Origin of the sequence: Arsenicicoccus cauae (assembly GCF_043162025.1) — a bacterium.
GTDB lineage: Bacteria > Actinomycetota > Actinomycetes > Actinomycetales > Dermatophilaceae > Arsenicicoccus > Arsenicicoccus cauae.
In genome coordinates, this window is record NZ_CP171001.1 from 293,932 (window position 1) to 320,017 (window position 26,086).

At 73.6% G+C, this 26,086-nt stretch carries 25 protein-coding genes and 1 pseudogene; 7 read left to right on the forward strand and 19 right to left on the reverse strand.

What is annotated here, in order from left to right; translation table 11 throughout:
• The first annotated feature begins 4 nt into the window (after positions 1-4).
• The gene (locus tag ACF3NS_RS01410) at positions 5-769 is read left to right on the forward strand and encodes a class I SAM-dependent methyltransferase (RefSeq protein ID WP_392467392.1); all 765 of its coding nucleotides are present in this window, start codon (positions 5-7) and stop codon (positions 767-769) included.
• A 74-nt stretch (positions 770-843) separates the two neighbouring features.
• Here ACF3NS_RS01410 and ACF3NS_RS01415 read toward each other — a convergent pair whose 3' ends face one another.
• On the reverse strand, positions 844-1,281 hold the full coding sequence (locus tag ACF3NS_RS01415) for an NUDIX domain-containing protein (RefSeq protein WP_392467393.1): 438 nt from the start codon (positions 1,279-1,281) through the stop codon (positions 844-846).
• A gap of 70 nt (positions 1,282-1,351) precedes the next feature.
• On the opposite strand from ACF3NS_RS01415, the gene radA reads away from it, so the two are divergent.
• From radA to ACF3NS_RS01435, 4 genes are all read left to right on the forward strand, one after another.
• A complete protein-coding gene (gene radA / locus ACF3NS_RS01420; protein WP_154594468.1) occupies positions 1,352-2,740 on the forward strand; it encodes a DNA repair protein RadA in 1,389 nt (462 codons plus the stop codon).
• Positions 2,741-2,882: 142 nt separating this feature from the next.
• Positions 2,883-3,941, forward strand: coding sequence for a DNA integrity scanning diadenylate cyclase DisA (disA, locus tag ACF3NS_RS01425; protein ID WP_392469046.1), 1,059 nt, complete (start codon positions 2,883-2,885; stop codon positions 3,939-3,941).
• Between the two features lie 58 nt (positions 3,942-3,999).
• On the forward strand, positions 4,000-4,869 hold the full coding sequence (locus ACF3NS_RS01430) for an A/G-specific adenine glycosylase (RefSeq protein ID WP_154594467.1): 870 nt from the start codon (positions 4,000-4,002) through the stop codon (positions 4,867-4,869).
• A gap of 76 nt (positions 4,870-4,945) precedes the next feature.
• Entirely contained in the window at positions 4,946-5,743 is a 798-nt protein-coding gene (locus ACF3NS_RS01435; protein ID WP_154594466.1) for an SGNH/GDSL hydrolase family protein, read from the forward strand.
• Here ACF3NS_RS01435 and ACF3NS_RS01440 read toward each other — a convergent pair.
• The 8 genes from ACF3NS_RS01440 to lysS all read right to left on the reverse strand — a co-directional run bounded on the left by ACF3NS_RS01440 (position 5,740) and on the right by lysS (position 13,163).
• Positions 5,740-6,177 carry a hypothetical protein gene (locus tag ACF3NS_RS01440; protein ID WP_392467395.1) on the reverse strand — a complete coding sequence of 146 codons (438 nt, stop codon included), beginning with the start codon at positions 6,175-6,177 and terminating at the stop codon, positions 5,740-5,742. The two genes, ACF3NS_RS01435 and ACF3NS_RS01440, sit on opposite strands and share 4 nt — an antisense overlap.
• A gap of 166 nt (positions 6,178-6,343) precedes the next feature.
• On the reverse strand, positions 6,344-6,868 hold the full coding sequence (locus ACF3NS_RS01445) for an amino-acid N-acetyltransferase (RefSeq protein ID WP_154594465.1): 525 nt from the start codon (positions 6,866-6,868) through the stop codon (positions 6,344-6,346).
• A 146-nt stretch (positions 6,869-7,014) separates the two neighbouring features.
• Positions 7,015-9,567, reverse strand: a complete 2,553-nt coding sequence (locus ACF3NS_RS01450; protein WP_154594464.1) for an ATP-dependent Clp protease ATP-binding subunit — start codon at positions 9,565-9,567, stop codon at positions 7,015-7,017.
• 242 nt (positions 9,568-9,809) lie between these two features.
• Positions 9,810-10,196, reverse strand: coding sequence for a DUF4440 domain-containing protein (locus ACF3NS_RS01455; protein ID WP_154594463.1), 387 nt, complete (start codon positions 10,194-10,196; stop codon positions 9,810-9,812).
• Positions 10,197-10,204: 8 nt separating this feature from the next.
• Positions 10,205-10,942, reverse strand: coding sequence for a (2Fe-2S)-binding protein (locus ACF3NS_RS01460; RefSeq protein ID WP_392467396.1), 738 nt, complete (start codon positions 10,940-10,942; stop codon positions 10,205-10,207).
• A 37-nt stretch (positions 10,943-10,979) separates the two neighbouring features.
• Positions 10,980-11,303, reverse strand: coding sequence for an Lsr2 family protein (locus tag ACF3NS_RS01465; RefSeq protein ID WP_154594462.1), 324 nt, complete (start codon positions 11,301-11,303; stop codon positions 10,980-10,982).
• Between the two features lie 91 nt (positions 11,304-11,394).
• Positions 11,395-11,580 carry a hypothetical protein gene (locus ACF3NS_RS01470; RefSeq protein WP_154594461.1) on the reverse strand — a complete coding sequence of 62 codons (186 nt, stop codon included), beginning with the start codon at positions 11,578-11,580 and terminating at the stop codon, positions 11,395-11,397.
• A gap of 38 nt (positions 11,581-11,618) precedes the next feature.
• Entirely contained in the window at positions 11,619-13,163 is a 1,545-nt protein-coding gene (lysS, locus tag ACF3NS_RS01475; RefSeq protein ID WP_392467397.1) for a lysine--tRNA ligase, read from the reverse strand.
• A gap of 108 nt (positions 13,164-13,271) precedes the next feature.
• On the opposite strand from lysS, the gene ACF3NS_RS01480 reads away from it, so the two are divergent.
• The gene (locus tag ACF3NS_RS01480) at positions 13,272-13,874 is read left to right on the forward strand and encodes a hypothetical protein (protein ID WP_288797587.1); all 603 of its coding nucleotides are present in this window, start codon (positions 13,272-13,274) and stop codon (positions 13,872-13,874) included.
• A 69-nt stretch (positions 13,875-13,943) separates the two neighbouring features.
• Here ACF3NS_RS01480 and ACF3NS_RS01485 read toward each other — a convergent pair whose 3' ends face one another.
• From ACF3NS_RS01485 to dacB, 9 genes and pseudogenes are all read right to left on the reverse strand, one after another.
• Entirely contained in the window at positions 13,944-14,420 is a 477-nt protein-coding gene (locus ACF3NS_RS01485; RefSeq protein ID WP_288797588.1) for a DUF3180 domain-containing protein, read from the reverse strand.
• On the reverse strand, positions 14,414-15,319 hold the full coding sequence (folK, locus tag ACF3NS_RS01490) for a 2-amino-4-hydroxy-6-hydroxymethyldihydropteridine diphosphokinase (protein WP_288797589.1): 906 nt from the start codon (positions 15,317-15,319) through the stop codon (positions 14,414-14,416). Before folK ends, ACF3NS_RS01485 begins: the two co-directional genes overlap by 7 nt.
• A complete protein-coding gene (gene folP / locus ACF3NS_RS01495; protein ID WP_288797590.1) occupies positions 15,316-16,305 on the reverse strand; it encodes a dihydropteroate synthase in 990 nt (329 codons plus the stop codon). The genes folK and folP overlap by 4 nt, the downstream gene beginning before the upstream one ends.
• Complete coding sequence (gene folE, locus ACF3NS_RS01500) at positions 16,302-16,874, reverse strand: GTP cyclohydrolase I FolE (protein ID WP_288797591.1); 573 nt, start codon at positions 16,872-16,874, stop codon at positions 16,302-16,304. Before folE ends, folP begins: the two co-directional genes overlap by 4 nt.
• A gap of 1 nt (position 16,875) precedes the next feature.
• On the reverse strand, positions 16,876-18,948 hold the full coding sequence (gene ftsH, locus ACF3NS_RS01505; RefSeq protein ID WP_288797592.1) for an ATP-dependent zinc metalloprotease FtsH: 2,073 nt from the start codon (positions 18,946-18,948) through the stop codon (positions 16,876-16,878).
• Between the two features lie 187 nt (positions 18,949-19,135).
• On the reverse strand, positions 19,136-19,687 hold the full coding sequence (gene hpt / locus ACF3NS_RS01510; protein ID WP_288797593.1) for a hypoxanthine phosphoribosyltransferase: 552 nt from the start codon (positions 19,685-19,687) through the stop codon (positions 19,136-19,138).
• 64 nt (positions 19,688-19,751) lie between these two features.
• Positions 19,752-20,747, reverse strand: a complete 996-nt coding sequence (tilS, locus tag ACF3NS_RS01515) for a tRNA lysidine(34) synthetase TilS (RefSeq protein ID WP_392467401.1) — start codon at positions 20,745-20,747, stop codon at positions 19,752-19,754.
• A gap of 23 nt (positions 20,748-20,770) precedes the next feature.
• Positions 20,771-21,852: pseudogene (locus tag ACF3NS_RS01520) on the reverse strand (zinc-dependent metalloprotease).
• 197 nt (positions 21,853-22,049) lie between these two features.
• Positions 22,050-23,477, reverse strand: a complete 1,428-nt coding sequence (gene dacB / locus ACF3NS_RS01525) for a D-alanyl-D-alanine carboxypeptidase/D-alanyl-D-alanine-endopeptidase (protein WP_392467402.1) — start codon at positions 23,475-23,477, stop codon at positions 22,050-22,052.
• Between the two features lie 116 nt (positions 23,478-23,593).
• On the opposite strand from dacB, the gene ACF3NS_RS01530 reads away from it, so the two are divergent.
• Positions 23,594-24,118 carry an inorganic diphosphatase gene (locus ACF3NS_RS01530; protein ID WP_311966725.1) on the forward strand — a complete coding sequence of 175 codons (525 nt, stop codon included), beginning with the start codon at positions 23,594-23,596 and terminating at the stop codon, positions 24,116-24,118.
• Between the two features lie 131 nt (positions 24,119-24,249).
• On the opposite strand, the gene ACF3NS_RS01535 is transcribed toward ACF3NS_RS01530, so the two are convergent.
• Positions 24,250-25,890 carry a C40 family peptidase gene (locus tag ACF3NS_RS01535; RefSeq protein WP_392467404.1) on the reverse strand — a complete coding sequence of 547 codons (1,641 nt, stop codon included), beginning with the start codon at positions 25,888-25,890 and terminating at the stop codon, positions 24,250-24,252.
• Positions 25,891-26,086 lie beyond the last annotated feature (196 nt).

Sequence of the window (26,086 nt, forward strand, 5' to 3'; positions counted from 1 at the left end):
ACCCTTGAAGGACCAGCGATCTCGAGAGGGGTGGGTCGAGCCGAGCGCGGACCGGCTTGCGTCCCAGACGATCCCGTCCCCCAACATCTGGGACGACCCGGACGGCTACGAGCTGGAGAACGTCGGCGTGGACCCCGACGGCGCCCTCGAGACCGCCATGCTGAGGGTCCTCGGCCGTTGCCCTGCAGACGGATTCACCGGGATGCAGGTGGTCGACGTGGGTTGTGGGACGGGCTACCACCTGCCCTGGTTCGCGGCGACCGCGGCGCAGGTGGTGGGGGTGGAGCCGCACGAGCCGCTCGCCATACGGGCTCGAGATCGCCTGGCACGACACGGGATCGACAACGCGGCCGTCGTCGAGGCCGGCGCCCAGGCGCTGCCCCTGCCGGATCGCTCGATCGACCTGGCGCACGCCCGCTGGGCCTACTTCTTCGGCGCCGGCTGCGAGCCAGGGCTGGCCGAGCTGGAGCGCGTGCTGCGGCCTGGGGCAACGGCTTTCGTGATCGACAACGACGTGACGCGGTCCACCTTCGGGGGCTGGTTCGCGCGGGCCTGGCCGAGCTATGACGCCCTGGCGGTGGAGCGCTTCTGGCGGCGTCAGGGGTGGTCCCGCGAACGCGTCGACATCCGCTGGGCGCACCGCACCCGCGCCGACCTGGAGCGGGTGGTGCGGCTGGAGTTCACCCCGCAGATGTCGGACCGGATCCTGGCCGAGCACACCGGGACCGAGGTCGACTACGCCGTGAACCTGTGGTGGCGCCGCTACTGACCTCCGCGCGCGCCCGGCACCAGCAGCTCGTGCCACCCATCGCGCGTCCGGTGGCACGAGCTGCTGGTCGACGCTCAGAGCTCCACGCCGAGCGCGGCCAGCGCGTGGTCGATCACGTCGGCGCGCGGGCTGCGGCCGCCGACCTCCCGGATCGGCACCCACTCCGCGCGGTCGGTGGAGCCGTCGACCTCGGTCGTGCCCAGCTCGCCACCGGTGATCTCGGCCGCGTAGACCACCCGCACCGCCTTGAACGGGCGCTGCCGACCCGCCTCCCGACGCACCACGCTGGAGGTGGTGATCGGGGGGCCGAGCCGGATCGTGTAGCCGGTCTCCTCGGGCACCTCGCGGACCACGGCCTCCTCGCACTGCTCGTCCAGCTCCACGCCGCCACCGGGCAGGGTCCAGCAGGGGGTGCGCCCACCAAGGCCGTTGTACCAGGTCAGCAGCACGCGGTCGGCGTCGACGATGACCGCGTAGGCCGCGACCCGGGTGTCGAACTCGGTGAAGTGCATGCCGTCACGCTATCGCCCGCCCCGGCCGGGTCGACGGGGGTCTGTCACACCTCGCGCCTAGGTTGAGGCCATGGCGTCCTCGAAGACCAAGACCCCCGCTGCCCGAGCGACCTACCGCTGCTCGGAGTGCGGCTGGACGACGGCCAAGTGGGTCGGCCGGTGCGGTGAGTGCCAGACCTGGGGCTCGGTCAGCGAGGTCGGTGCCGTCGCCATCCGCACCCAGCCCGCGACGTACGTCGAGCGCCCCGCGGTCCCGATCGGTGACGTGGACGGGCGCCGCGCCGAGGCCCGGTCCACCGGGGTGGGCGAGTTCGACCGGGTGCTCGGTGGCGGGTTGGTCGCGGGGGCGGTCGTGCTGGTCGCCGGTGAGCCGGGCATCGGCAAGTCGACCCTGCTGCTGGACGTGGCCGCCCAGGTCGCCCAGGCGGGTGGGACGGTGCTCTACGTCAGCGGCGAGGAGTCCGCCGCCCAGGTCCGGGTGCGGGCCGAGCGGATCGGGGCCCTGGCCGACCGGCTCTACCTGGCCTCCGAGACGGACCTGGCGACCCTGCTGGCCCAGGTCGAGGCGATCGGACCTGACCTGCTGGTGGTCGACTCGGTGCAGACGATCAGCTCGTCCGAGGTGGACGGCTCGGCCGGCAACGTCTCCCAGGTGCGCGAGGTCGCGGCCACGGTCATCGCGGCCGCCAAGCGCCAGGACATGGCCACCCTGCTGGTCGGCCACGTCACCAAGGACGGCTCGATCGCCGGGCCGCGCGTCCTGGAGCACCTGGTCGACGTGGTGGTGCAGTTCGAGGGTGAGCGACACAGCCGGCTGCGGCTGGTGCGCGCCGTCAAGAACAGGTACGGCCCCACCGACGAGGTCGGCTGCTTCGACCTGTCCGACGTCGGGATCGTGGGGCTCGCCGACCCCAGCGGGCTCTTCCTCACGAGCCGCGACACAGAGGTGCCCGGGACCTGCGTCACGGTGACCCTGGAGGGCCGCCGCCCCCTGGTCACCGAGGTCCAGGCCCTGCTGGACAAGACCAGCGCCAGCAACCCGCGCCGCACCACCAACGGTGTCGACCACAACCGGGCAGCCATGGTGCTCGCGGTGCTGGGCAAGCACGCCAGGCTGCCGGTGCAGGAGGCCGACGCCTACCTGGCCACGGTGGGCGGGGTGCGGCTGTCCGAGCCTGCCGCCGACCTGGCCGTGGCCATCGCCATCGCCTCCTCGTTGGCGGGCACGCCGGTGCCGTCCGGGACGGTGGCCTTCGGCGAGGTCGGGCTGGCCGGCGAGGTCCGGGCGTGCACCGGGCTGCAGCGCCGGCTGATGGAGGCCGCCCGGCTGGGCTTCCGGCGCGCGATCGTCCCGGCCGGGGCCGCCGCCCAGGGCCGCCTGCCCGACGGGATCCAGGTCCTGGAGGTCACCGACGTGGCCCGGGCCATCGCGATCGCGGCCCGCCTCGGGCCCGGCTGATCCACGGCACGACGTCGGACGGCCGTTAGGATGACGCCGGAGTGGTGCACGCCGTCGGGGGTGGGCATCGGCTGCATGATCACCTCGGGGGCGATGCTCCGGACGACAAGGAGTGCCAGTGGACCGCGTGGACGACGACCGGATGCTGCAGGCGCTCGCGGCCGTAGCCCCCGGCACGGAGCTGCGCGACGGCCTCGAGCGCATCCTGCGCGGACGCACCGGCGCGCTGATCGTGCTCGGCAGCGACAAGCTGGTCGACCAGATCTCCACCGGCGGCTTCCCGATCGACATCGAGTTCTCGGCCACCCGGCTGCGCGAGCTCGCCAAGATGGACGGCGCCATAGTGGTCACCCGCGACATCTCCCGCATCGTGAAGGCCGCCACCCAGCTGCTGCCCGACGCCTCGATCGAGACCAGCGAGTCCGGCACCCGGCACCGCACCGCCGAGCGGGTGGCCAAGCAGACCGGCTACCCGGTGGTGTCGGTGAGCCAGTCGATGCAGATCATCGCGCTCTACGTCAACGGTCAGCGCCGGGTCATCGAGAACTCCTCGGCCATCCTGTCCCACGCCAACCAGGCGCTGGCCACCCTGGGCCGCTACAAGGCGCGCCTGGACGAGGTCACCGGCACGCTGTCCGCGCTGGAGATCGAGGACCTGGTCACCGTCCGCGACGTCATGGCCGTGCTGCAGCGCCTGGAGATGGTGCGCCGGATCAGCGAGGAGATCGAGGGCTACGTCGTCGAGCTCGGCACCGACGGTCGGCTCCTGACGCTGCAGCTCGAAGAGCTGCTGCAGGGCCACGGCAACGACCGCGAGCTGGTGATCCGCGACTACCTGCACGAGGTGACCACGCCGGAGGAGTCCACGGTCAAGGAGAGCCTGGTCGACCTGGCGGCGCTGAGCACCTCCGAGCTGATCGACCTGCAGCTGGTCGCCCGCGCCCTCGGCTTCCCGACCAGCCTGGACGTGCTCGACCAGGCGGTCAGCCCGATCGGCTTCCGGCTGCTGTCCAAGATCCCTCGGCTGCCGGCGACCATCGTCGACCGGCTGGTCGGGCACTTCGGCTCGCTGCAGCGCCTGCTCGCCGCCAGCCTGGAGGACCTCATGGACGCCGAGGGCGTCGGCGAGTCCCGGGCCCGCGCGGTCCGCGAGGGTCTGTCGCGGCTGGCCGAGTCGAGCATCCTCGAGCGCTACGTCTGAGCCCGGTCACCGCCCGCGGACCGCGACCACGGGCCACGCCAAGGGCGCGTCATACGACATGGACCTCCACCAGCCGATCCTGCAGTGGTATGCCGACCACCGGCGCGACCTGCCCTGGCGCCACGACGACTGCTCACCCTGGGGCGTGCTGGTCTCCGAGGTGATGCTGCAGCAGACCCCGGTCGCCCGGGTGCTGCCCGTGTGGCTGGAGTGGATGGAACGCTGGCCGACGCCGGGCGACCTCGCGCTCGCGCCGGCCGGGGACGCGGTCCGGGCCTGGGGGCGGCTCGGCTACCCGCGGCGGGCGCTGCGGCTGCACCAGTGCGCCACCGCGATCGTCGAGCACCACGACGGGCAGGTGCCGACCACCGAGGCGACGCTGCTGACCCTGCCCGGGGTGGGCGCCTACACGGCCGCGGCGGTGGCGTGCTTCGCGCACGGCGAGCGCACCGTGGTGGTGGACACCAACGTGCGCCGGGTCCAGGCCCGCACCGTCTCCGGGGTGGCGCTGCCCGCGCCGTCGCTGAGCCGCGCCGAGACCGACCTCGCCGCGGAGCTCGTCCCGGCCGACCCGGCGACCGCCCGCGTCTGGAACGTCGCCGTGATGGAGCTCGGCGCGCTCGTCTGCACCGCCCGCTCACCCCGGTGCACCGACTGCCCGGTCGCCGACCTGTGCGTATGGCGCCGCGCCGGCCGCCCGCCCTACGACGGCCCGCCGCGCCGGAGCCAGGGCTGGGAGGGGACCGACCGACAGGTGCGCGGCGCGATGATGGCGGTGCTGCGGGCCGCGGACGGGGCGGTCACCCTCGCCGACCTCGCGCCCGCCTGCCCGGACGACGAGCTGCGGCGGATGCGCTGCCTGGACGGGTTGGTCTCGGACGGGCTGGTCGAGCCGGTGGCCCTCGGCCGCTACCGCCTGCCGGCCTGAGCCCGTGACCCCGGTCGCGTCCGATCCGCGGGCCGGGGTCCTCCCGCCGGCCGAGTCCTCGCGCGAGGATGGGGGCATGGCTCCTCGCATCGCGCCCCGCAAGATCGATGTCGCCGGCGTGCGCCGCGCCCTGGACGTGCGGCAGACCCTCCACGAACGGCTGGCCGCGTCGACGCCCAGGCTGCACGCCCCCGCCGGCGCCGAGACCGGCGTGGCCCGCCCCACCACCGGGACGGTGGACGGCACCCGCCCGCTGACGCTGGTCGTGCTCGGGGAGTCCACCGCCCTCGGCATCGGCTGCGACCGGCCGGAGGAGATCCTCGCCGCCCGGCTGGCGCAGCGGCTGGCCGACCGCGAGGGCCGTCCGGTGAGCTGGCGCACCGCGGCGGCCGACGGGGCCACCGCCGACCACTGCACCACCCACCTGGTGGACCGGCTCGCCGGGGACCCGGTCGACGTGGTCGCCGTCGCGCTCGGCGTCAACGACCTGATCCGCGGACGCCGGCCGGCGGTCTTCGCCCGCGACGTGGAGGCCCTGGTCACGCGGGTGCGGGGGCTGCAGCCGGGCGCGGTGGTGGTGCTCAGCGGCCTGCCCGACCCCACCACGATGCCGCTGCTGCCCGCGCCGGTCGCGGCGCTGCTGGCCCGCCGAGCCGCCACCCTCGACGAGCGGGTGGCCGCCACGGCCGAGCGGCACCGGATGGCGTACGTGCCGGTCCGCGACGTGCCACTGAAGGCGGAGCACCTGGCCGCCGACGGCTTCCACCCCGGGCCCGCAGGCTGCGTGCTGTGGGCCGAGCAGCTGGCGGCCGCCATACCGCCGCTGGACCAGCGCCGACCGGCCCGGTGGGCTGGGGGCTGGCCTGTGGACTAGACGCTGGTGCCGCAGGACGCGGTGCGCGGCCGCCGGTCCGGGTAGGAGTCCGGCGCCCCGGCCCCCCCGAACCATCTGGGCCGCAAAGTGGTTGGCACGGGGTGCAGGAGCCCGAGGACATGTCGATCCTGCTGGAGTGGGAGAGCTTCGCCATCGACGGGCCTCGCGACGGTCATCTCGGGCTTGGCTTCCCAGACGCCCTTCGCGCCGCCGACCGGACGGCTTACACCCGCGGTGACGTGCAGCGTCTCGTCGCCGGCGGCCCGCAGGGAGCGCAGCTGCCGCCCGAGGCGGCGCCATTCTTCCGGCTGGACCGGGTCGGCCCGGGCGACAGCCTCGAGGCCGGCTTCGGCGTGCTGGTGGTGACCGAGGGGGAGCGAGCTGCGCGCAGGCAGCGGTCCCGTCCACGTCGGGCGGGGCAGCACGGTGGTCATCCCCCACGCCGCCGGGAACCTCGAGCTCGTGGGGCCGCTGCACACCCTGTGGAGCCGCTCGCCTGCCCCCACTTCCTGACCTCCTGCCGCCTGACCTCGCACCGTCTGCCCGCCAGACCAGCAGCGCCGGCCCACGTCCCGTCACGATCCGGACGACGCGGCGCGGTCAGAGGTCGACGAGCATCCGGGTGTTGCCCAGGGTGTTGGGCTTGACCCGGTCCAGGTCGAGGAACTCCGCCGTGCCCTCGTCGTACGACCGGACCAGCTCGGCGAAGACCTCGTGGGTGACCGGGGTGCCCTCGATCGGCCGGAAGCCGTGCCGCGCGAAGAAGTCCACCTCGAAGGTCAGGCAGAAGACGCGGGACACCCCGAGCCGGCGGGCGTCGTCGAGCAGGGCGTCCACGATCCGGCCGCCCACGCCGTGGCCCAGCGCGCGCGGCGAGACCGCGAGCGTGCGCACCTCGGCCACGTCCTCCCAGAAGACGTGCAGAGCACCGCAGCCCACGATCTCGCCGTCCAGCTCGGCGACCCGGAACTGCTGCACCGACTCGAAGTAGGCCACCGCGTCCTTGGCCAGCAGGATGCGCCGCTGCGCGTAGGGCTTGACCAGCGCACGGATCGCCAGCACGTCGCTCGTGCGGGCCGGGCGGACCCGCAGCCGCTCCACCGTCTCCTGCTGCTGCTCGCCCATGCCGTCTCCGTCCGCGCCTGCTGAGACCCCCTAACCTAGCGGCGCCCGACCGCACGGCTGCGGCCCCGTCCACCAGCTGGTGGGCGGGGCCGCTAGGCCGCGTGGCGGGAGCACGGCGCCCGTCGGGGCACCGGCGCCGGCCGGTCTCAGCCCTGGGTGCCGGTGCCCTCGCCGCGGTCGTGGCCGCCCTCGAGCGCCACGTCGAGCGGCGGCAGGTCCGGGACGTCGGAGCCCTTGGTGCCCGTGAAGGTGAACTCCGGGTCCTTGTCGGCCCCGTCGGTGTCGACCAGGATGATCTCGCCGGGCCCGATCTCGCCGTAGAGGATCTTCTCGGAGAGGACGTCCTCGATGTTGCGCTGGATGGTGCGGCGCAGCGGTCGGGCACCCATGACCGGGTCGTAGCCCTGCTTGGCGAGCAGGTCCTTGGCCGCGGGCGTGAGCTCGATGCCCATGTCCCGGTCCTTGAGCCGCGTGTCGAGGCGAGCGATGAACAGGTCGACGATCTGGACGATCTCGTCCTTGGTGAGCTGCGGGAAGACGATGACGTCGTCCACGCGGTTGAGGAACTCCGGGCGGAAGTGCTGCTTGAGCTCCTCGGAGACCTTGGACTTCATCCGGTCGTAGCTCGTCGAGGTGTCGGTGCCGGCGGTGAAGCCGAGCGAGACGCCCTTGGAGATGTCCCGGGTGCCGAGGTTGGTCGTCATGATGATGACGGTGTTCTTGAAGTCCACGACCCGGCCCTGGGAGTCGGTCAGGCGGCCGTCCTCCAGGATCTGCAGCAGCGAGTTGAAGATGTCCGGGTGGGCCTTCTCGACCTCGTCGAACAGCACGACCGAGAACGGCTTGCGGCGGACCTTCTCGGTGAGCTGACCACCCTCCTCGTAGCCGACGTAGCCGGGGGGCGAGCCGAACAGCCGCGAGGCCGTGTGCTTCTCGCCGAACTCGGACATGTCGAGCTGGATGAGGCTGTCCTCGTCGCCGAAGAGGAACTCCGCCAGCGCCTTGGCGAGCTCGGTCTTGCCGACGCCCGTGGGGCCGGCGAAGATGAACGACCCGCCAGGACGACGGGGGTCCTTGAGCCCGGCGCGGGTGCGACGGATCGCCTGGGACAGCGCCTTGATGGCGTCGTCCATGCCGACGATGCGCTTGTGCAGCTCGTCCTCCATGTGGAGCAGCCGCGAGGACTCCTCCTCGGTGAGCTTGAAGACCGGGATGCCGGTCGAGGCCGCGAGGACCTCGGCGATCAGGTCGTCGGTCACCTCGGCGACGACGTCCATGTCCCCGGACTTCCACTGCTGCTCGCGCTCGGCCTTGGCCTCGACGAGCTTGCGCTCGTCGTCGCGCAGGGCGGCGGCCTTCTCGAAGTCCTGACCGTCGATGGCGGCTTCCTTCTCGCGGCGCACGTCGGCGATCTTGTCGTCGAACTCGCGCAGCTCCGGCGGGGCGGTCATGCGCTTGATGCGCAGTCGCGCGCCCGCCTCGTCGATCAGGTCGATCGCCTTGTCGGGCAGGAACCGGTCGTTGATGTAGCGGTCGGCGAGGTTGGCCGAGGCGGCCAGCGCGGAGTCCGTGATGGACACGCGGTGGTGCGCCTCGTAGCGGTCGCGCAGACCCTTGAGGATCTCGATGGTGTGCGCGAGGGTGGGCTCGGCCACCTGGATCGGCTGGAAGCGCCGCTCGAGAGCCGCGTCCTTCTCGATGTGCTTGCGGTACTCGTCCAGGGTGGTCGCGCCGATGACCTGCAGCTCGCCTCGGGCCAGCATCGGCTTGAGGATGCTCGCGGCGTCGATGGCACCCTCGGCCGCGCCGGCACCGACGAGGGTGTGGATCTCGTCGATGAACAGCACGATGTCGCCGCGCGTGCGGATCTCCTTGAGGACCTTCTTGAGGCGCTCCTCGAAGTCTCCGCGGTAGCGCGAGCCGGCGACCAGCGCACCGAGGTCGAGGGTGTAGACCTGCTTGTCCTTGAGGGTCTCGGGCACGTCGCCGCGCACGATGTCCTGGGCCAGGCCCTCGACCACGGCGGTCTTGCCGACGCCGGGCTCGCCGATGAGGACGGGGTTGTTCTTGGTGCGGCGGGACAGCACCTGCATGACCCGCTCGATCTCCTTGGCGCGGCCGATGACGGGGTCGAGCTTGCCGTCGCGGGCGGCCTGGGTGAGGTTGCGGCCGAACTGGTCGAGGACCAGCGACCCGGCCGGGGTGCCCTCCTGGGGGCCCGTGCTCGAGCCGCCGACGCCGGCGCCCGCGCTCTCCTTGCCCTGGTAGCCCGAGAGCAGCTGGATGACGGTCTGGCGCACGCGGTTGAGGTCGGCGCCGAGCTTGACCAGCACCTGCGCCGCCACGCCCTCGCCCTCGCGGATCAGGCCGAGCAGGATGTGCTCGGTGCCGATGTAGGAGTGGCCGAGCTGCAGCGCCTCGCGCAGGGACAGCTCGAGGACCTTCTTGGCGCGCGGGGTGAAGGGGATGTGGCCGGTGGGGGCCTGCTGACCCTGGCCGATGATGTCCTGGACCTGCTCGCGCACGGCCTCCAGGGAGATGCCGAGGCTCTCGAGGGCCTTGGCGGCCACGCCCTCACCCTCGTGGATGAGGCCGAGCAGGATGTGCTCCGTCCCAATGTAGTTGTGGTTGAGCATGCGCGCTTCCTCCTGCGCAAGCACCACGACTCGTCGGGCCCGGTCGGTGAACCGTTCGAACATCTGGGTTGTCTCCTCGCTATCGAGATGCCTCGATGCTATCTACGCCTCCCGACGGACCGTGCGCGCTGGGACGCACCGCCGGGCACGCCCCGCCGTACGGCGCGGGACTTGACGATGTCAACGCCACCGGCGTGCGTGGTGTTCCGTGCTGCGCGTCCGCGGTGTTCGCCCTCAGCGGACGGGATCGGCGCCGTGCGGGAGGCGGTCGTATGCCGGACGCCCGCCGTCACGGCCGACCGGCCTCAGTCGCGGATCGGGGTGGCCTGCTGGTGGCGCAGCTGCCACCCGTGCTCGGTGAGCAACCAGACCGAGGACCGCCAGGAGGTGCGGGACGACCGGTGCGCCCGGTAGGTCACGAGGACCACGCCGGGCGCAAGCAGCTCCGCCTCGAGGCGGTCGACGGTCAACGAGCTCGTCGAGTCCTCGACGGGGGCCTGGAGGGCCGTGCGCCGGTCGTAGACCTGACCGCTGGCGGCATACTCCGCGTAGTAGTCGTGCAGGAGCGGCTGCACGCCCTCCACGTCGCCGCGCATGTTGGGGTCGAGGAGCTTCATCTCGAGCTCGACCACCTGCTCCAGGTCGACGGTCTGGCCGTCGGCTCGGCCGTCGGGCTGGGTCGGGACGGACATGGCGCTCCTCACGGCGCAGGCGAGCGCCGGGTCGAGGGGGTCGCGCGGGCGCGACGAGGGCAGGTGGAGCAGGTCGTGGCTCCCGGGAGAGCGTAGATGAAGCAGCAGGATGCCCGCAGCCGACCTCGGGAGTCGTCGTCCGGCCGGACGAGCAGGGGGCTGCCAGCCGCCGCTGCGGCCCGCTCCACCGCGATGCGCCACAGGTCGTCGACCATCCCCAGCCGCTGGCGGCTGGACATCTTGACGCCGGGCGCGGCATACGACCTGGCCACCTGCTCGGCGTGGTGCCGGTAGGACTCCTCGGCCCGGCGCAGGCGCACGGGCTCGGAGGCGAGGACCTGGTGAGCGGCGCTCGCGGACACGTGGACCCGCGCGGGGTAGCCCTGGGTGGGGTGCGGCTCGATCACCACCGAGCCGGGCGACAGGTCGAGGGCCCAGGGCCCGATCGCGGCGGCGAAGGCCGCGGGGTGGGCCAGGGCGTCGAGGTACCACCCGAGGACGAAGGTGGCCGCGACGTGGGGTGGCTGGCGACGGCCGTAGAGCCGCGCCCAGCCCGCCTCCACCCGCGAGCGCCAGTCGGCCAGGGCCTGCAGCCCGGCCGGCGAGCCAGAGCCGACCTCGGCGGTGTCGACCGTGGGGCCGGACGCGGCATCGCCCGGCCCGACGAGGAGGTTGAGCCAGGCGATGCGAGACGAGACGAGGTCGCAGGCGAGCTCCAGCTCACCGCCGGTCAGGGGATGACCCACGGACGTCAGCGCCGTCGCGGTGAGCCGGACGCCGCGATCAGTGGGCGGCGTCGTAGGCCCTCTGCAGCTCGGACGAGACGCGGCCGCGCTCGGAGACCTGGAAGCCGTTCTGCCGACCCCACTCGCGGACGTCGTTGAGGTTGCTGCGGCCGCCGCCGGAGGGCTTGCGTCCGGTGGTCCTGCGACCGCCCGAGCGACGAGCGTGGCCGACCCAGGCCGCGAAGTCGTCGCGCAGCTTGCGGGCGTTGTCCTCGGACAGGTCGATCTCGTAGGTCACGCCGTCGAGCGCGAACGTCACGGTCTCGGCCGCGGCGCCCCCGTCGATGTCGTCCTCGATGATGACCTGGATGCGCTGTGCCATTTCGAATCTCCTCGTCAGTGGCCGGGAAAAGAATAGGTCCGCCCATCAACATAGGGGATTTCACCCGCGCTGGTCAAAGCATCGGTGTCGACTAAACGTGCCCGTCCTGCCCGCCGGTGGAATTGCGGGCCGACATCTCCTGCTCCCTTTCCCACTGGGCGTGCGCAATTCGTTCGCGCCGATCGCCCTCGAGGATGTTCTTCATCACGTGCCAGAAGATGAAGAGAACGCCCACGGTGGGTGCCAGAGCGATGAAGACCTTCCAGAGCATGTCCATGGCAAAACCTCTCGTCGATCAGGATTTCGCGGTGTCTCTCAGGCCTGCGGCTTGAGATGGGGAAACAGGATGGTCTCGCGGATCCCCGTGCCGGTGAGCAGCATGATGAGCCGGTCGACGCCCATGCCGGTCCCGCCCATCGGGGGCGCGCCGTACTCCAGCGCCCGCAGGAAGTCCTCGTCGAGCTCCATCGCCTCGTCGTCCCCGCCGGCGGCCAGCGCCGCCTGCGCGGTGAGCCGCTCGCGCTGCACCACCGGGTCGACCAGCTCGGAGTAGGAGGGGGCGAGCTCGACCCCACCGACGATGAGGTCCCAGGCCTCGACCAGGCCGGGCGTGGTGCGGTGGGCGCGCGCCAGCGGCCGCACGGACTCGGGGTAGTCGCAGACGAAGGTCGGCTGCAGCAGGGTGTGCTCGACGAGCTGCTCGAACAGCTCGAGGACGATCTCGCCGGCACCCCAGGAGGGCTTGAGGGAGATCTCGTGAGCCGCAGCCAGACGGCGCAGCCGCTCGACGTTGTCCGGCGTCTCGTCAGGCAGGACCTCCTCGCCGAGCGCCTGGCCGACCCCCTCGCAGATCGGCAGCCAGCGCCACTCGCCGGACAGGTCGATCTCCCGGCCGCGATAGTCGACCAGAGACGTGCCGCGGCCGGTCGCCTCCGCGGCGTCGAGAATGATCTGCCGGGTGCGGTCGGCCGCCGTGAACTGGTCGCCGTAGGCTTCGTAGAACTCGAGCTCGGTGAACTCCGGGGAGTGCGTGGAGTCCACCCCCTCGTTGCGAAAGACCTTGCCGATCTCGTAGACGCGGTCGACCCCTCCGACGACGGCGCGCTTGAGCCACAGCTCGGTGTAGGCGCGCAGACTCATGTCGATGTCGAAGGCATTGAGGTGGGTGGTGAACGGGGTGGCCGCTCCCCCGTGGCTGAGGTTGAGGATCGGCGTCTCCACCTCGACGAATCCGAGCCCGTCCAGGGTGCTGCGGATGGAGCGCAGCACCGTCGCCCGCAGCCGCACCATGTCGCGCGCCTCCTGACGCACGATCAGGTCGGCATACCGCTGCCGCACCCGCGTCTCCTCGGACAGGTCCTTGTGCAGCGTCGGGAGGGGGCGCAAGGCCTTGGAGGCCATGACCCAGGTCGTCGCCATGACGGACACCTCGCCGCGGCGACTGCGCACCACGTGCCCGGTGACGCTGACGTGGTCTCCGAGGTCGACGTCGGCCTTCCACGCGTCGAGCTGGTCCTGACCGACCTCGGCGAGGCTGAGCATGACCTGCAGGCGCGTGCCCGGCCCCTCCTGGAGGGTGGCGAAGCAGAGCTTGCCGGTGTTGCGCTGGTAGACGATGCGTCCCGTCACCGAGACGACGAACTCCTCGCCCTCGGGCTCGTCACCGGCCTCGAGCGGCTCACCGAGCGCGGCGGCCTGGGCCAGGGAGTGGGTGCGCGGGACGGTGACGGCGTAGGGCGCCATACCCCGCTCCAGCAGCCGCTCGCGCTTGTCGCGGCGGACCCGCATCTGCTCGGGCACGCCGCCGTCGGAGGCGGCGACGTCGGGCTGGTGGGGCTGCTGCTCGGGCGCGGAACTCATGCCCCCAGCGTAGTCGCGCGCACCGCGACTCCCCGCCGGTCGTCCTGCGCGCCGCCTTGGGCCGGAAGGCCGTCACCGGGGACACTGTCCGGGACGAAAGGACCCCCCATGCCGTCTCGCCCCGCCACCCTGCGCGCCGCCGTCGTGCTCCTGCCCCTGACCGTGGGCGCCGGCGCCCTGCTGTCCGGCTGCACCGCGCTGTCCAGCGGCTACGCGCCGCCGGTCACCGTGACGGTGACCCCGACGGTGACGGTGACCGGCGCGGCGGCGGCCCCCAAGCCCTCGGCGACACCCACGCCGACCCCCACGGCGACGCGCGCCGTCGGCGTGACCAGCCAGGTCCGTGGCCGGGCCTACGACCTCGGCAAGATCACGGCGGTGGAGATGAAGGACCAGACGCCGGTGCTGACCTTCGACCGGTGGACGGTGCGGGGCCGCTCGGACGGCTCGGTCGGCCGCCAGGGTGTGGACCTCGCACCGCACGCGGGCTCGCTGTTCAGCAACCGCAACGCCATCTCGTTCCGGATCCCGGTCGACCCGGGTGCGACCGTCGTGCGTCAGACCTGCACCAGCGAGGGCGCTCCCCCGCAGACCTCGCCGAGCACCGTCCAGGCCCTGTCCGAGCTGCCCGGGGACCAGGCGATCGTCAAGCTCACCCTCGACGACCAGGGCTGGGCCACCAAGGTCGAGAGCGACCCCGTCTGCGGCTGACGCGGGTCGGGCCGTCCGCCACGTGACACCCACGAGCAGGCGCCATCACCCGACCTCGGGAGACAGGCGCTAGGGCGCGGGCGGCGCGGTGCGGTCCTCGTCGAGCCGGCACCAGGACTGGCCCACGAGACCGGCGACGACGAGCAGGACGCCGGCCGCGGTCACGGCGAGGGCCGCCGCGGCGTCGGACCCGAGGCCCTGCAGCGCGAGGCCGGCCCGTGCGACGAGGGCGTGGGCCAGGCTCCACCCGGCCACCACGGCGCCGGTCAGCGCGGCGGCCTGGCAGAGCACCAGCACCCGGAAGCCCCGCAGCCCGTCGTGCGGACCTGAGGCCCGGCGACCACGCACGGTGCGGCGGACCGACCAGGCGCCGGCCAGGACGAGCGCGGCCACGAGCACGAGCGGCAGCGTGGCGAGGTAGCCGACCGGCGGCAGGGACCGCCCGCCCTCGCTCCACCACGACAGCGCGGCGTAGCCGACGGCGAGCACCAGCACCGCGAGGAGGGCGCACAGACCGACGCTGAGCCCGCGGCCACCCCTCAGCACGACGCCACCTGGTCGCCGCGGAGACGGTGGCGGGGACCGAGGGGCCACGCGGGCCCCGGCCGTATGCCGTCCGCCCGCCGCTCGTCCGCGAGCTCCCGCACGAGGCGGCGGTCGCCGCCTGGGAGGGTCAGCTCGGCGTCGGGGTCGACCTCGGCCCACGGCACCAGCACGAACCCGCGCTCGTGGGCGCGGGGGTGAGGCAGCGTGAGCCGGGGGTCGTCGCTGCGGGCCTCGCCGTAGGCGATGAGGTCGAGGTCGAGGGTGCGGGCACCCCAGCGGACCTCACGGGTGCGGCCGTGGTCGGCCTCGATGCGGTGCAGCCGGTGGAGCAGGGCGCGGGCGGACAGGCGGGTGCGGCCGAGGACGACGGCGTTGAGATAGGCGGGCTGCTCGGGTCCGCCCACCGGGTCCGTCTCGACGACCGCCGACCGCCCGGTGACGCGCAGACCCCGGGTGCGGGTGAGCCGGTCGACGGCCGAGGCCAGCGTCGCCAGGGGCTCGTCGAGGTTGGCGCCGAGGGCGATGACGACCTCGACGTCCCGGCGGGAGGTCACCGTCACCGCGACGTCGCCGAACGCGACGGCGATGGGAGCGGACGGCTTGTGCACCGTCACGTCGACGGACTCCAGGAGCAGGTGGTCCTCGAGCAGCCGGGCGCCGATGCTCCCCGCCAGGGCCTCGACGAGGTCGTGCGGCTCCCCCGTCACGAGCTCGTGGACGGTCTCGGCGACCGCGGCATAGCTCACGGTGGCCGCGAGGTCGTCGGTGGCGGCCGCACGTCCGAGGTCGAGGTGCAGGACCAGGTCGACGACGAACTCCTGCCCGAGCACGCGCTCCTCGGGCAGGACGCCGTGCCTGCCGCGGGCGCGCACGCCGGTGAGCGTGATCCGGTCGGTCATCGGGCACCTCCGGCGCCCGGGACGCCGCGCCTCGGCCCTGCAGCGGACGAGGCAGCGGGCAGCGCGGCGGCGGGCGGCATACCGGCCTGCCAGGCGGCGGGCGGCATACCGGCCTGCCAGGCGGCGAGCACCCGCAGGGCGTCGGCGCTCCCCCGCACGTCGTGGACCCGCACTCCCCACACACCGGCCTGGGCGCAGAGCAGGGTGGTGGCCGCCGTCGCGGTGTCGCGCTCGAGCGGAGGCCGCGGGACGGGCTGCCCGGACGGGGCACCGTCGGCCGTGGCGGAGCCCTCGGTCGGCGGGTCCGCGAGCAGCGACCCGAGAAAGGCCTTGCGGGAGGTGCCGACGAGGAGCGGGCGTCCCAGGGCGGCGAGCTCGTCCAGCCGACGCAGGAGCTCCCAGTTGTGGGCCGCGGTCTTGGAGAAGCCGATGCCGGGGTCGAGGACGACCTGCTCGTCGCGGACGCCGGCCTCCCGCAGCTCGGCCAGCCGCTGGGCCAGCTCGTCGCGGACGTCGGTGACGACGTCGTCGTAGGTCAGGTGGTCCTGCTGCTGCATGTCGGCGCCGTGGGCCCGCCAGTGCTGCACCACCATGGTGGCTCCCGTGCGGGCGACCACCTCACGGATGGCGGGGTCGCCGAGGCCGCCGCTGACGTCGTTGACGACGGCGGCGCCCGCGTCGACCGCCGCCGCGGCGACCTCCGCGCGCATCGTGTCGACGGACACCGTGACCCCCGCGGCCACCAGCTCGCGCACGACCGGCACGACCCGGTCGAGCTCCTCGGACACGAGGGGCCGCGTCGCGCCGGGCCGCGTGGACTCCCCGCCCACGTCGACGACGTCGGCGCCGTGGCGGGCGAGCTCGAGCCCGTGCTCCACCGCCCGCCGGGCATCGGACCACCGGCCCCCGTCGCTGAACGAGTCGGGGGTGACGTTGAGGACGCCCACCAGCACGGGCCGCCCCCGGTCGCGGCGCAGGTCGATCACGCGCGGCCCCCGAGCGCGAGCTGCATCGCCTCGGCCCGAGTGGCGGGGTCGTGCAGCTGGCCGCGCACCGCCGAGGTGATGGTCCGGGAGCCGGGCTTGCGGACGCCCCTCATGGACATGCACAGGTGCTCGCACTCGAGCACGACGATCGCGCCACCGGGATGGAGGTGCTGCACCAGCGCGTCCGCGACCTGCGTGGTCAGACGCTCCTGCACCTGCGGCCGGCGTGCATAGACGTCGACGAGCCGCGCCAGCTTGGACAGTCCCGTGACGCGCCCGTCCTTGCCGGGGATGTAGCCGACGTGCGCGACGCCGTGGAAGGGCACGAGATGGTGCTCGCAGGTGGAGTAGACCTCGATGTCCCGGACCAGGATCAGCTCGCTGTGCCCGATCTCGAAGACGGCGTCGAGCACCGAGCCGGGGTCCTGCCCCAGCCCCGAGAACATCTCGTCGTAGGCGCGCGCCACCCGCGCCGGTGTGTCGCGCAGGCCGTCCCGGTCCGGGTCCTCGCCGATCGCGAGCAGCAGCTCGCGGACGGCCGCCTCGGCCCGCGCGCGGTCGACCGTCACGTCACTGACCCGGGTCGACCCGGTCGTCCCCGGGGAGCTCGATCACCTGGGTGGGAGGGTGCTCGCGCTCCGGGTCCGGGTTGTCGCCCACCTGCTGCTCGACCCGGGCCTCGACGGCCTCGACGGTCGCGCGCTCGCCGGACTGCAGCGCCATCTCCTCGGCCGGGGTCAGCACCGGGGGACGGTTGCTGACCTGCCGGTCCTCGCTGGACAGCCACACCGGGCGCTCGGGGCGCTTGACGACGTCCGCAAAGATCACGGCCAGCTCCTCGCGACCGAGCGTCTCCTTCTCGAGCAGCTCGAGCACGAGGCGGTCGAGCACGTCGCGGTTCTCGCGCAGCGCGTGCCAGGCCTCGTCGTGGGCGTACTCGATGAGGCGGCGGACCTCCTCGTCGACGATGCCCGCGACCTTCTCGGAGTAGTCGCGCTGGTGGCCGTAGTCGCGACCGAGGAAGACCTCGCCCTGCTCCTGACCCAGCTTGATCGCACCCACCCGCTCGGACATCCCGAACTGCGTGACCATCTTGCGGGCCATGCTCGTGGCCTTCTCGATGTCGTTGGAGGCACCCGTGGTGGGGTCGTGGAAGATCATCTCCTCCGCGACCCGACCGCCCAGGGCGTAGGCCAGCTGGTCGAGGATCTCGTTGCGGGTCGTGGAGTACTTGTCGTCGTTGGGCAGGACCATCGTGTAGCCGAGGGCACGGCCGCGGGGCAGGATCGTGATCTTGCTGACCGGGTCCGTGTGACGCATCGACGCCGCCACGAGCGCGTGCCCGCCCTCGTGGTAGGCCGTGATCTTCTTCTCCTTGGCCGACATGATGCGCGTGCGCTTCTGCGGTCCGGCGATCACGCGGTCGATCGCCTCGTCGACGATGGCGTTGGTGATCTGCAGTTGGTTGGACCGGGCGGTGAGCAGCGCGGCCTCGTTGAGCACGTTGGCGAGGTCGGCACCCGTCATACCGGGGGTGCGCCGCGCGACGGTCATCAGGTCGACGTCCTCGGCGAGCGGCTTGGACTTGGCGTGCACCTGCAGGATGTGGTGGCGGCCGAGCATGTCGGGGGCCTCGACCGCGATCTGCCGGTCGAACCGGCCCGGGCGCAGCAGCGCCGGGTCCAGGATGTCGGGGCGGTTGGTCGCCGCGATGAGGATGACATTGGTCTTGACGTCGAAGCCGTCCATCTCGACGAGCAGCTGGTTGAGCGTCTGCTCGCGCTCGTCGTGGCCGCCGCCGAGCCCCGCGCCGCGGTGGCGACCCACGGCGTCGATCTCGTCGACGAAGATGATGGCCGGGGCGCTGGCCTTCGCCTGCTCGAACAGGTCGCGCACGCGGGAGGCACCCACGCCGACGAACATCTCGACGAAGTCCGACCCGGAGATCGAGAAGAACGGGACCCCGGCCTCGCCGGCGACGGCGCGGGCGAGCAGGGTCTTGCCGGTTCCGGGCTGGCCGTAGAGCAGGACGCCCTTGGGGATCTTGGCGCCGACGGCCGCGAACTTCTCGGGCTCGACGAGGAACTCCTTGATCTCCTGCAGCTCCTCGACCGCCTCGTCCGCGCCGGCCACGTCGTCGAAGGTCACCTGCGGCATGTCCTTGGTGGCCAGCTTGGCCTTGGACTTGCCGAACTGCATGACCTTGGACCCGCCGCCCTGCATCGAGCTCATGATGAACCACGCGAAGGCACCGAAGAGCAGCAGCGGCAGCAGGTAGCCGAGCAGGGCGAGGAACGGCGAGTCCGTCGGCGGCTGCTCGTCGTAGCCCTGGGAGGGCTTGTGCGCGTCGAGGAGCTTGACCAGCTCGGGACCGCGCGGCTCGATGTAGTGCGCCCGGACGTGCTTGGCGTCCTTGACCTTGCCGCCGGTGTACTCGCTGCCGTCCTTGAGGGTCAGGTCGATGCGGTTGCCGTCGACCAGCTTGGCCGACTCCACCTTGTCCTGCTGGATCAGCTGGACCGCGGCCGACGTGTCGACCTCGCGGAAGTCCGACTGCTGCCCGACGGACAGCCAGGCGGCGATCAGCAGGCTGACGACGACCACCCACATCCAGGGGCTTCGTGCGATGCGCTTCGCGTTCATGTACGTGCGGGGTGCGACCCCGTCCCTTCCTGATCAAGCGGTTCGGCCGAGGCCGAGGAGTTGAGAGACCGTTGCCGGCACCGAGGGGGACAACGAGCGAGCGATCTGAGGTGTTCCGGGCGGTCCGAGCGCCTGCGAGGGCCTGCGGTGGGCCCGGCTCGCGGCATACGGCCCGCGCCGGCGCCCGTCAGCTGTAGACGTGCGGGGCGAGCAGCCCGATCTCGCGCAGGTTGCGGTACTGCTGGTCGTAGTCGAGGCCGTAGCCGACGACGAACTCGTCGGGGATGTCGAAGCCGACGTAGCGGACGTCGATCGGGACCTTGACGACGTCCGGCTTGCGCAGCAGCGTCATGATCTCCAGCGAGGCCGGCTTGCGGGACTCCAGGTTGGAGCGGGTCCACGACAGGGTGAGACCCGAGTCGATGATGTCCTCCACGATGAGGACGTGCCGGTCGGTGATGTCGGTGTCGAGGTCCTTGAGGATCCGCACGACGCCTGAGCTCTTGGTGCCCGAGCCGTAGGACGAGATCGCCATCCAGTCCATCTCCACGCTGCCCGGCAGGTGGCGCATGAGGTCCGCCATGACCATGACGGCGCCCTTGAGCACGCCCACGAGCAGGACGTCCTTGCCCTCGTAGTCCCGCCAGATCTCGCCGGCCAGCTCCGCCAGGCGCTCCTGGATCTGCTGCTCGGTGTAGAGCACCTCGGCGAGGTCGTCACCCATGTCGCTCGCTTGCACTGCGTCTCCTCGGTCCGGCTCGTTGCGCGTGGTGTCGGTGGGGCCTCGGCGGTCCCGCCGGCGTTCATTCAACCCGATCGGCGGGCCCGATCATGATCCGACCGGCCCGTCCAGGCGTCCGGGCCGCGACCAGGTGCCCCGGCAGGGACACGGGACCCTGCCCCCGCCAGTGTGTCAGGAGCCGGTCGGTCGCGAGGACGTGCGCGGCGGTCAACGCCCCCGACGGAGCACCGGCGGCCAGGGCGGCGAGGCGCAGCACGCGGGTGCGGACTGCCTCGGGCTGGCTCGCGAGCGCGTGCGCAGGCAGGCTGGTCGGCACCTCTGCCTGCTGCGCCAGCCAGGTGGCGGCCAGCTGGTCGAGGGCGTCCGCGTCGGCCCGCAGCCGGTCGGCCGAGCGCGCCAGGGCATCCCGTATGCCGGGGCCCAGCGCCTCCTCCAGCACCGTCATGGCGCCGCGCGCCCGCACGCGGGCGTAGGCGGGGTCGGCGTTGTGCGGGTCCTGCCAGGGGTCGAGGCCGTCGTGCGCGCACACGGCCGCCGTGTCGGCCCGGGTCACCGCGAGGAAGGGGCGGGCGAGCAGGCCGCGGCGTCGCGGCATGCCCGCCAGGGACCGGGCGCCGGAGCCGCGGGCCAGCCCGAGGAGCACCTGCTCGGCCTGGTCGTCACGGGTGTGGGCCAGCAGCACGGCGACCGCCTCCAGCCGCTCGGCCTCGGCGACGAGGGCGGCGTGGCGGGCGTCGCGAGCGGCGTCCTCGGGCCCGCCGGGGTGCTCCCGGGGGACCTCGACGCGGCGCACGACGACGGGGTCCAGGCCCAGCCCCCGGCACTGCGCGGCGGCCCGGTCGGCCACCCCGGCGGACCCGTCCTGGAGCCCGTGGTCCACCACGACGGCCCCCGCCGGGCGGCCGGTCTTGTCGACCTCGAAGGCCACCACGCTGGCGAGCGCCAGCGAGTCGGTCCCGCCGCTGCACCCCACGAGGACGCGGCCCTCGGGGAGCTCGCCGAGCAGCCGCCGCGCCGCGAGACGGCAGGCGGCGACGGCGGCGGGCGGGGACGGCATACGGCCTGGCTGGGGCGGGGCGCTCAGCCGTGGACCCGGGCGAGCCACAGCCGGTGATCGCCGATCTCGGCCGGGGTCGGGAGGGTCTCGGGCGACGCCCAGACGGCGTTGAAGCCGTCCATCCCGACCTCGTCGACGACGCCCCGGACGAAGGTCGCGCCGTCGGAGTACTGCCGCATCTTGGCCTCGAGCCCGAGCAGCCGCCGCACGACCCGGTCGAGCGAGGAGCGGCCACCACGACGCTCGTCGAACTTCGCGCGGATGGTGTCCACGGTGGGGATGACGGCCGGTCCCACGTCGTCCATGATCACGTCCGCGTGGCCCTCGAGCAGGCTCATGATGGCCGTCAGGCGGGCGATCTCCTCCCGCTGCTCGGGGGTCGTGACCAGGTCGGAGAGGCCGTTGCCGCCCTCACGCACCGCGTCGGGCAGGTTGCGCACCACCATCGCGAGGCGCGCGGCCAGCTGGTCGGCGTCGGGCACGAGGTCGACGCTCAGCGCCCGCGTGCGCTCGAGCATGTGCTCGCGCAGCCACGGCACGGCGGTGAACTGCACGCGGTGGGTCTCCTCGTGCAGGCACACCCACTGCCGGAAGTCCGCAGGGTCGAGCTCGAGCTCGCGCTCCACCTCGACGACGTTGGGGGCGACCAGGAGCAGCTGGGGCGTGCCGCCGGGCGCCAGGTCGTACTGCCCGAGCACCTTGCTCGCGAGGAAGGCCATCAGCGCGCCGGTCTCCCCCCCGTGACCTTGCTCCCGACGGCCGCGGCGGCGGGCCCGACCGGCGTCGTGCGCGAGGCGAGGAGCTTGTCCTGCACCGGCGCGATCATCCCCCGCATGGAGCGGACGTTGGCGTCGATCCAGCCGGCACGGTCCACCACGCGGGCGGGCTCGGCGCTCGCGGGGGCGTGCATCCGGGCGGTGTCGGCGACGTGCTGGGCGGAGCGCGCGGCGGCGTCGCGCAGGGCGTGGACCGCGTCGGCGGCCTCGGCCGGGGTGACCTGGGGGCCGCGCGGCACGAGGCGGCGGCCCGTGGCGGCGGCGAAGTCCCAGTCGACGAGCTCGATGGTCGGGTCGGGACGGTGGTCCTGCCTGGTGTCCTGGCTCATGAGGAGGTCAACCTCTCGGGGTGGTGATCCGTTCCCTCGGTGGCGGTGGCGGTATGCCGGACCGCCCGTCTCGTGCTGCGTCGCCGGTCTCGCGCCGCGTCCCCGGTCTGGTGCCCCGCCACCGGTCTCGTGCTGCAGCCCGAGACGGGCGCGGCGGGCCGAGACGCAGAAGGGCCGTCCAGACGGAGAGCGCCCGGTCACCGGCACCCGCACGTCGCCAGCCGCGTCACCAGGGCGTCCAGGGCCGCGCGGGCGCCCTCCGTCCCTCCCGCCGCCGGGACGTCGTCGGCCAGCACGGCGAAGGCGAGCAGCCGGCCGTCCGCGTCGACCACGGTGCCGCCCAGCGAGCTGATGCCGGTGAGGGTGCCGGTCTTGGCCCGCACGACCCCCGCCCCGGCCGCCGACGCCCCGGCCACGTAGCGCCCGGCCAGCGTGCCGGACAGGCCCGCCACCGGCAGGTCCTCGACGACGCGCGCCATGCCGGGGTCACGGCCGGAGGTGCCCGCCACGAGCACGTCCCCGACGAGGCGGGCCGGGACCGTCGTCCCCGCGGACAGACCGCTGGTGTCGGCGAGGCGGACACCCGTCAGGTCGTATCCCCGTCGGGCGAGCTCGCCCTGCACCCACCGGGCCGCCGCGGCGAAGCCGCCGCTCGCCCCGGCCCGCGTCGCCGCCTGGCGGGCCAGCGACTCGGTCACGGCGTTGTCGCTGCGGGCCAGCGCCACCGCCATCACGTCGGCGACCGGCGCCGACGACACCGACGCGAGCGCGCGGCTGCCCGCGGGCGCCGCCGAACGGGCCAGGTCGCCCCGCACCGAGATGCCCGCGCGCCCCAGCTCGGTCCGCAGCACCGCGGCCACCTCGCCGGCCGGGTCGGCGGGCGCCGGGGCCCCGGGGGCCACCAGGCCGTCCGCGAGCCCGAGCATGGCCACCTTGCCGACGATCGCCTCGCCCAGGTAGGCACGGTCCCACGTCGGGGCGTAGTCGGGGCCCGCCGCGTGGCTCAGGTCCAGGCCGAGCGTGACGGTGGTGCGCCCGGCCGAGCGCAGCGCCGCCGCCGTCTGGGCGGCCAGGGTCGCCACCCCGGCATGCCCCTGCACCTCGCCCGGGCGGGACGGTCCCCGCGCCAGCATCATGTCGCCCCCGGCCCGCAGCACGACCCGGCCGTCGGGGGCGAGGACGGTCGAGGTGACGAGCCGGGTCTCCGGGCCGAGCGCGGGCACGACAGCGGCGGCCGTCAGGAGCTTGGTCGTCGAGGCGGGGGTCCGCGGCTGGTCGGCGGCCACGTCCAGCAGGTGCGCGCCCGTCATACCGTCGCGGACCGTCAGCCCGACCGAGGGGCCCAGCCGGGGGTCCGCGAGGGCCGGGGCGAGGGCGCCGCGCAGGGCTCCCGCCGCCGGTGCGGGGGCAGCCGTCGAGGTCGCGGAGCCGGCGGGGGTCGGCACCGCCACGCGCGGCACGGGGGCGCCGTCCGAGGTGACCGGGGCGCCGGCCGCGGCGGTGGCGCCGGGCGTCGAGGGGTCACGGTCGATCGTGAGGATGCCGGGGACCCTGTCGTGCGCGTCCAGCACGCCGTATGTGGCAACGGCCACACCGAGCGTGGCGGCGCCCGCGATTAGCGTCATCCGGCGCACGGCCACCCCTTGTCTGTGGGTAGGTTGGTGGCCAACGATTGATCGACCGTCTTGCAGCCTAGGCCAGCGCGCCGGGCTGCGCCGATAGCCACGCAAAGGGGCCACCAGTGGAGCTGGACGTCACCATCGAGATCCCGTCGGGTCACCGCAACAAGTACGAGGTCGACCACGAGTCCGGCCGGATCCGCCTGGACCGCATGCTGTTCACGTCCACCCGCTACCCCGCCGACTACGGCTACGTCGAGGACAGCCTCGGCGAGGACGGCGACCCGCTCGACGCCCTGGTCCTGCTCGACGAGCCGACCTTCCCCGGGTGCCTCGTGCGGGCGCGCCCCATCGGCCTGTTCCACATGCGCGACGAGGCCGGCGGCGACGACAAGCTGCTGTGCATCCCGGCCGGCGACCCGCGCCAGGAGCACATCACCGAGCTCGACCACATCAGCGACTTCGACCGGCTCGAGATCCAGCACTTCTTCGAGACCTACAAGGACCTCGAGCCCGGCAAGTCCGTCGAGGGCGCCTTCTGGGCCGGTCGCGAGCGGGCCGAGGAGATCGTCCTCGAGGCCCTCCAGCGCGCCAAGGACAACAACGTCACGACCCTGCGCTGGCCCGCTCCGCACCAGTCGCACTGACGGGCCGCCCGACCTGCCCGGTCAGACCCCCGTACGCCGAGAGCGGCGGTCCTCCACCCGGAGGGTCGCCGCTCTCGCTGCACCCCGCCCCTGTAGCGGCGCAGGACCCTCGCAGCGCAGGCCCCTTCGCGTCAGCGCACGCGACCGCCGTAGGGCAGAAGGTCGGACCAGTACATCGACTCGACGCGCACCTGCGCCCCGGTGTGCGGGGCGTTGACCATCTTGCCGTCGCCGATGTAGAGGCCCACGTGGTGGATCGAGGCCGCGTCCTTGCCGAAGAACACGAGATCGCCCGGCTGGAGCTGCGACAGCGGGAGCCGCTGGGTCTGCGCCCACTGCGAGCCGGAGTAGTGGTCCAGGCGGGAGCCGGCCGCGCCCCAGGCGCCCTGGACGAGGCCCGAACAGTCCCAGCGGTCGGGGCCGGCCCCTCCCCAGAGGTACCAGTCGCCGACCTGCGCCATCGCGAAGTCGATGGCCTTCTTGGCGCGCGGGTTGGGGGCTGCGACGGAGAAGGCGCTGCCCCGGAGGTAGCCGGGCACGCGGCGCAGCGCGCGGGTCGCGGACCGGTCCGCGGCCTTGGCGGCGGCGCGCGCCCGGTCCGCGGCCCTGCCGGCCCGGCTCGCCTCTGCGGCCAGCTGCTGAGCGCGGGCGCGGGCCGCCCGCGCCTTGCGGCGGCTCGCAGCGACCGTGGCGGCATGGTCGGTGGCGTCGCTCCCGCTGCCGGCGGCGGCGCGATCTGCGGCGGCCTCCTGGGCGGCAGCCTCCCGGGCCGCACGGTCGGCGGCGGCCTGCGTCGTGTCGCGGGTCTGCTCGGCGGTGCTGCGGGCGGCGTCGGCCTGCAGGGCGTCGACCCGCTCCTTGGCCGCGGCCGCCGCAGCGGCCTCGGCGGCCCGCACGTCGGCAGACAGGCTCTCGGACTCGCGCTGCGCCGCCTCGGCCAGGGCGGCAGCCTCGCGGGCGGCGGCGGCGCGCTGCTCAGCCTCGACCCGCAGGCCCTCCTGGCGGCGGCGCTCCAGATCGATCGAGGTCTGGTTGAGCCGTGCCAGGGTCGCGAGCGCCTCGTCCTGGGCGGCCTGGGTGGCCTGCGCAGCGGCGACGGCGGCCTGCTCGGCGGCGCCCGCTCGGGTGCGGGCAGCGAGCGCCGCGGTCTCGTCGGCCTTGCGCTGCTCCTGGGCGCGCTGGGCGGCGCGGCGCAGCTCGGTCGCGCGGGTGAGGTCGCCGGTGGCCTGACGCACGACGCCGGTCTGCAGCTCCCCGAGCGTGGCGAGCCCCGAGGCGCGGTCCAGGACGGCCTGCGGACCGCCCGGGGTGACGAGAGCCTCCAGCCTGTGCAGGTCGCTGCGGGACTCGTAGGTCTCGGCCGCGACCCGCCCCAGGTTGACCTTGGCGGCGGCCAGGGCCCGCTCGGCGGCGCGCGCCCGGGAGTCGGCGTCGGCGTAGGCCTTGGTGGAGGTCTCCAGGCGCACCTTGGCACCGTTGTACTGCTCTGCGGCGAGCGCGGCCTCGCGCCGGGCCTGCTCGAGACGGTCGGCCGCGGCGGCATACTGCGCCTGCGCGGTCGCGACCTGGGCCTCCTGGTCGGCGACGGCCCGGTTGGCCGCGTCGACGTCCTGCGCGGAGGGCAGCGTCTGCGCGCTGCTCGTCGGTGACGGGTCCGGCTCGGCGGACGCCGGGGCGACGAGACCCAGGGTCAGCAGGGCGACCGTCACGCTGACGGACGCGGCGCGTACGCCGACCCTTGGGCCGCGACGGACGCGTGGCGTGGACTGCATTGAGGTCCCCTCTGGAGCTGTGATCGACCGGGCGACGCCCCTTGGGGACGCGATGGCAAGGGTCCGCACCGCCTGAGGCGTCGCCCCCTTCTGGGTCCAGGGTACGGAGCCAGCGGCCCGGTGGCACGGGGTCCCCGACATCCAGGTGGCCTCACGCTGTGTGACAAGGGACGTCGCGATGAACACCTCACGTCCG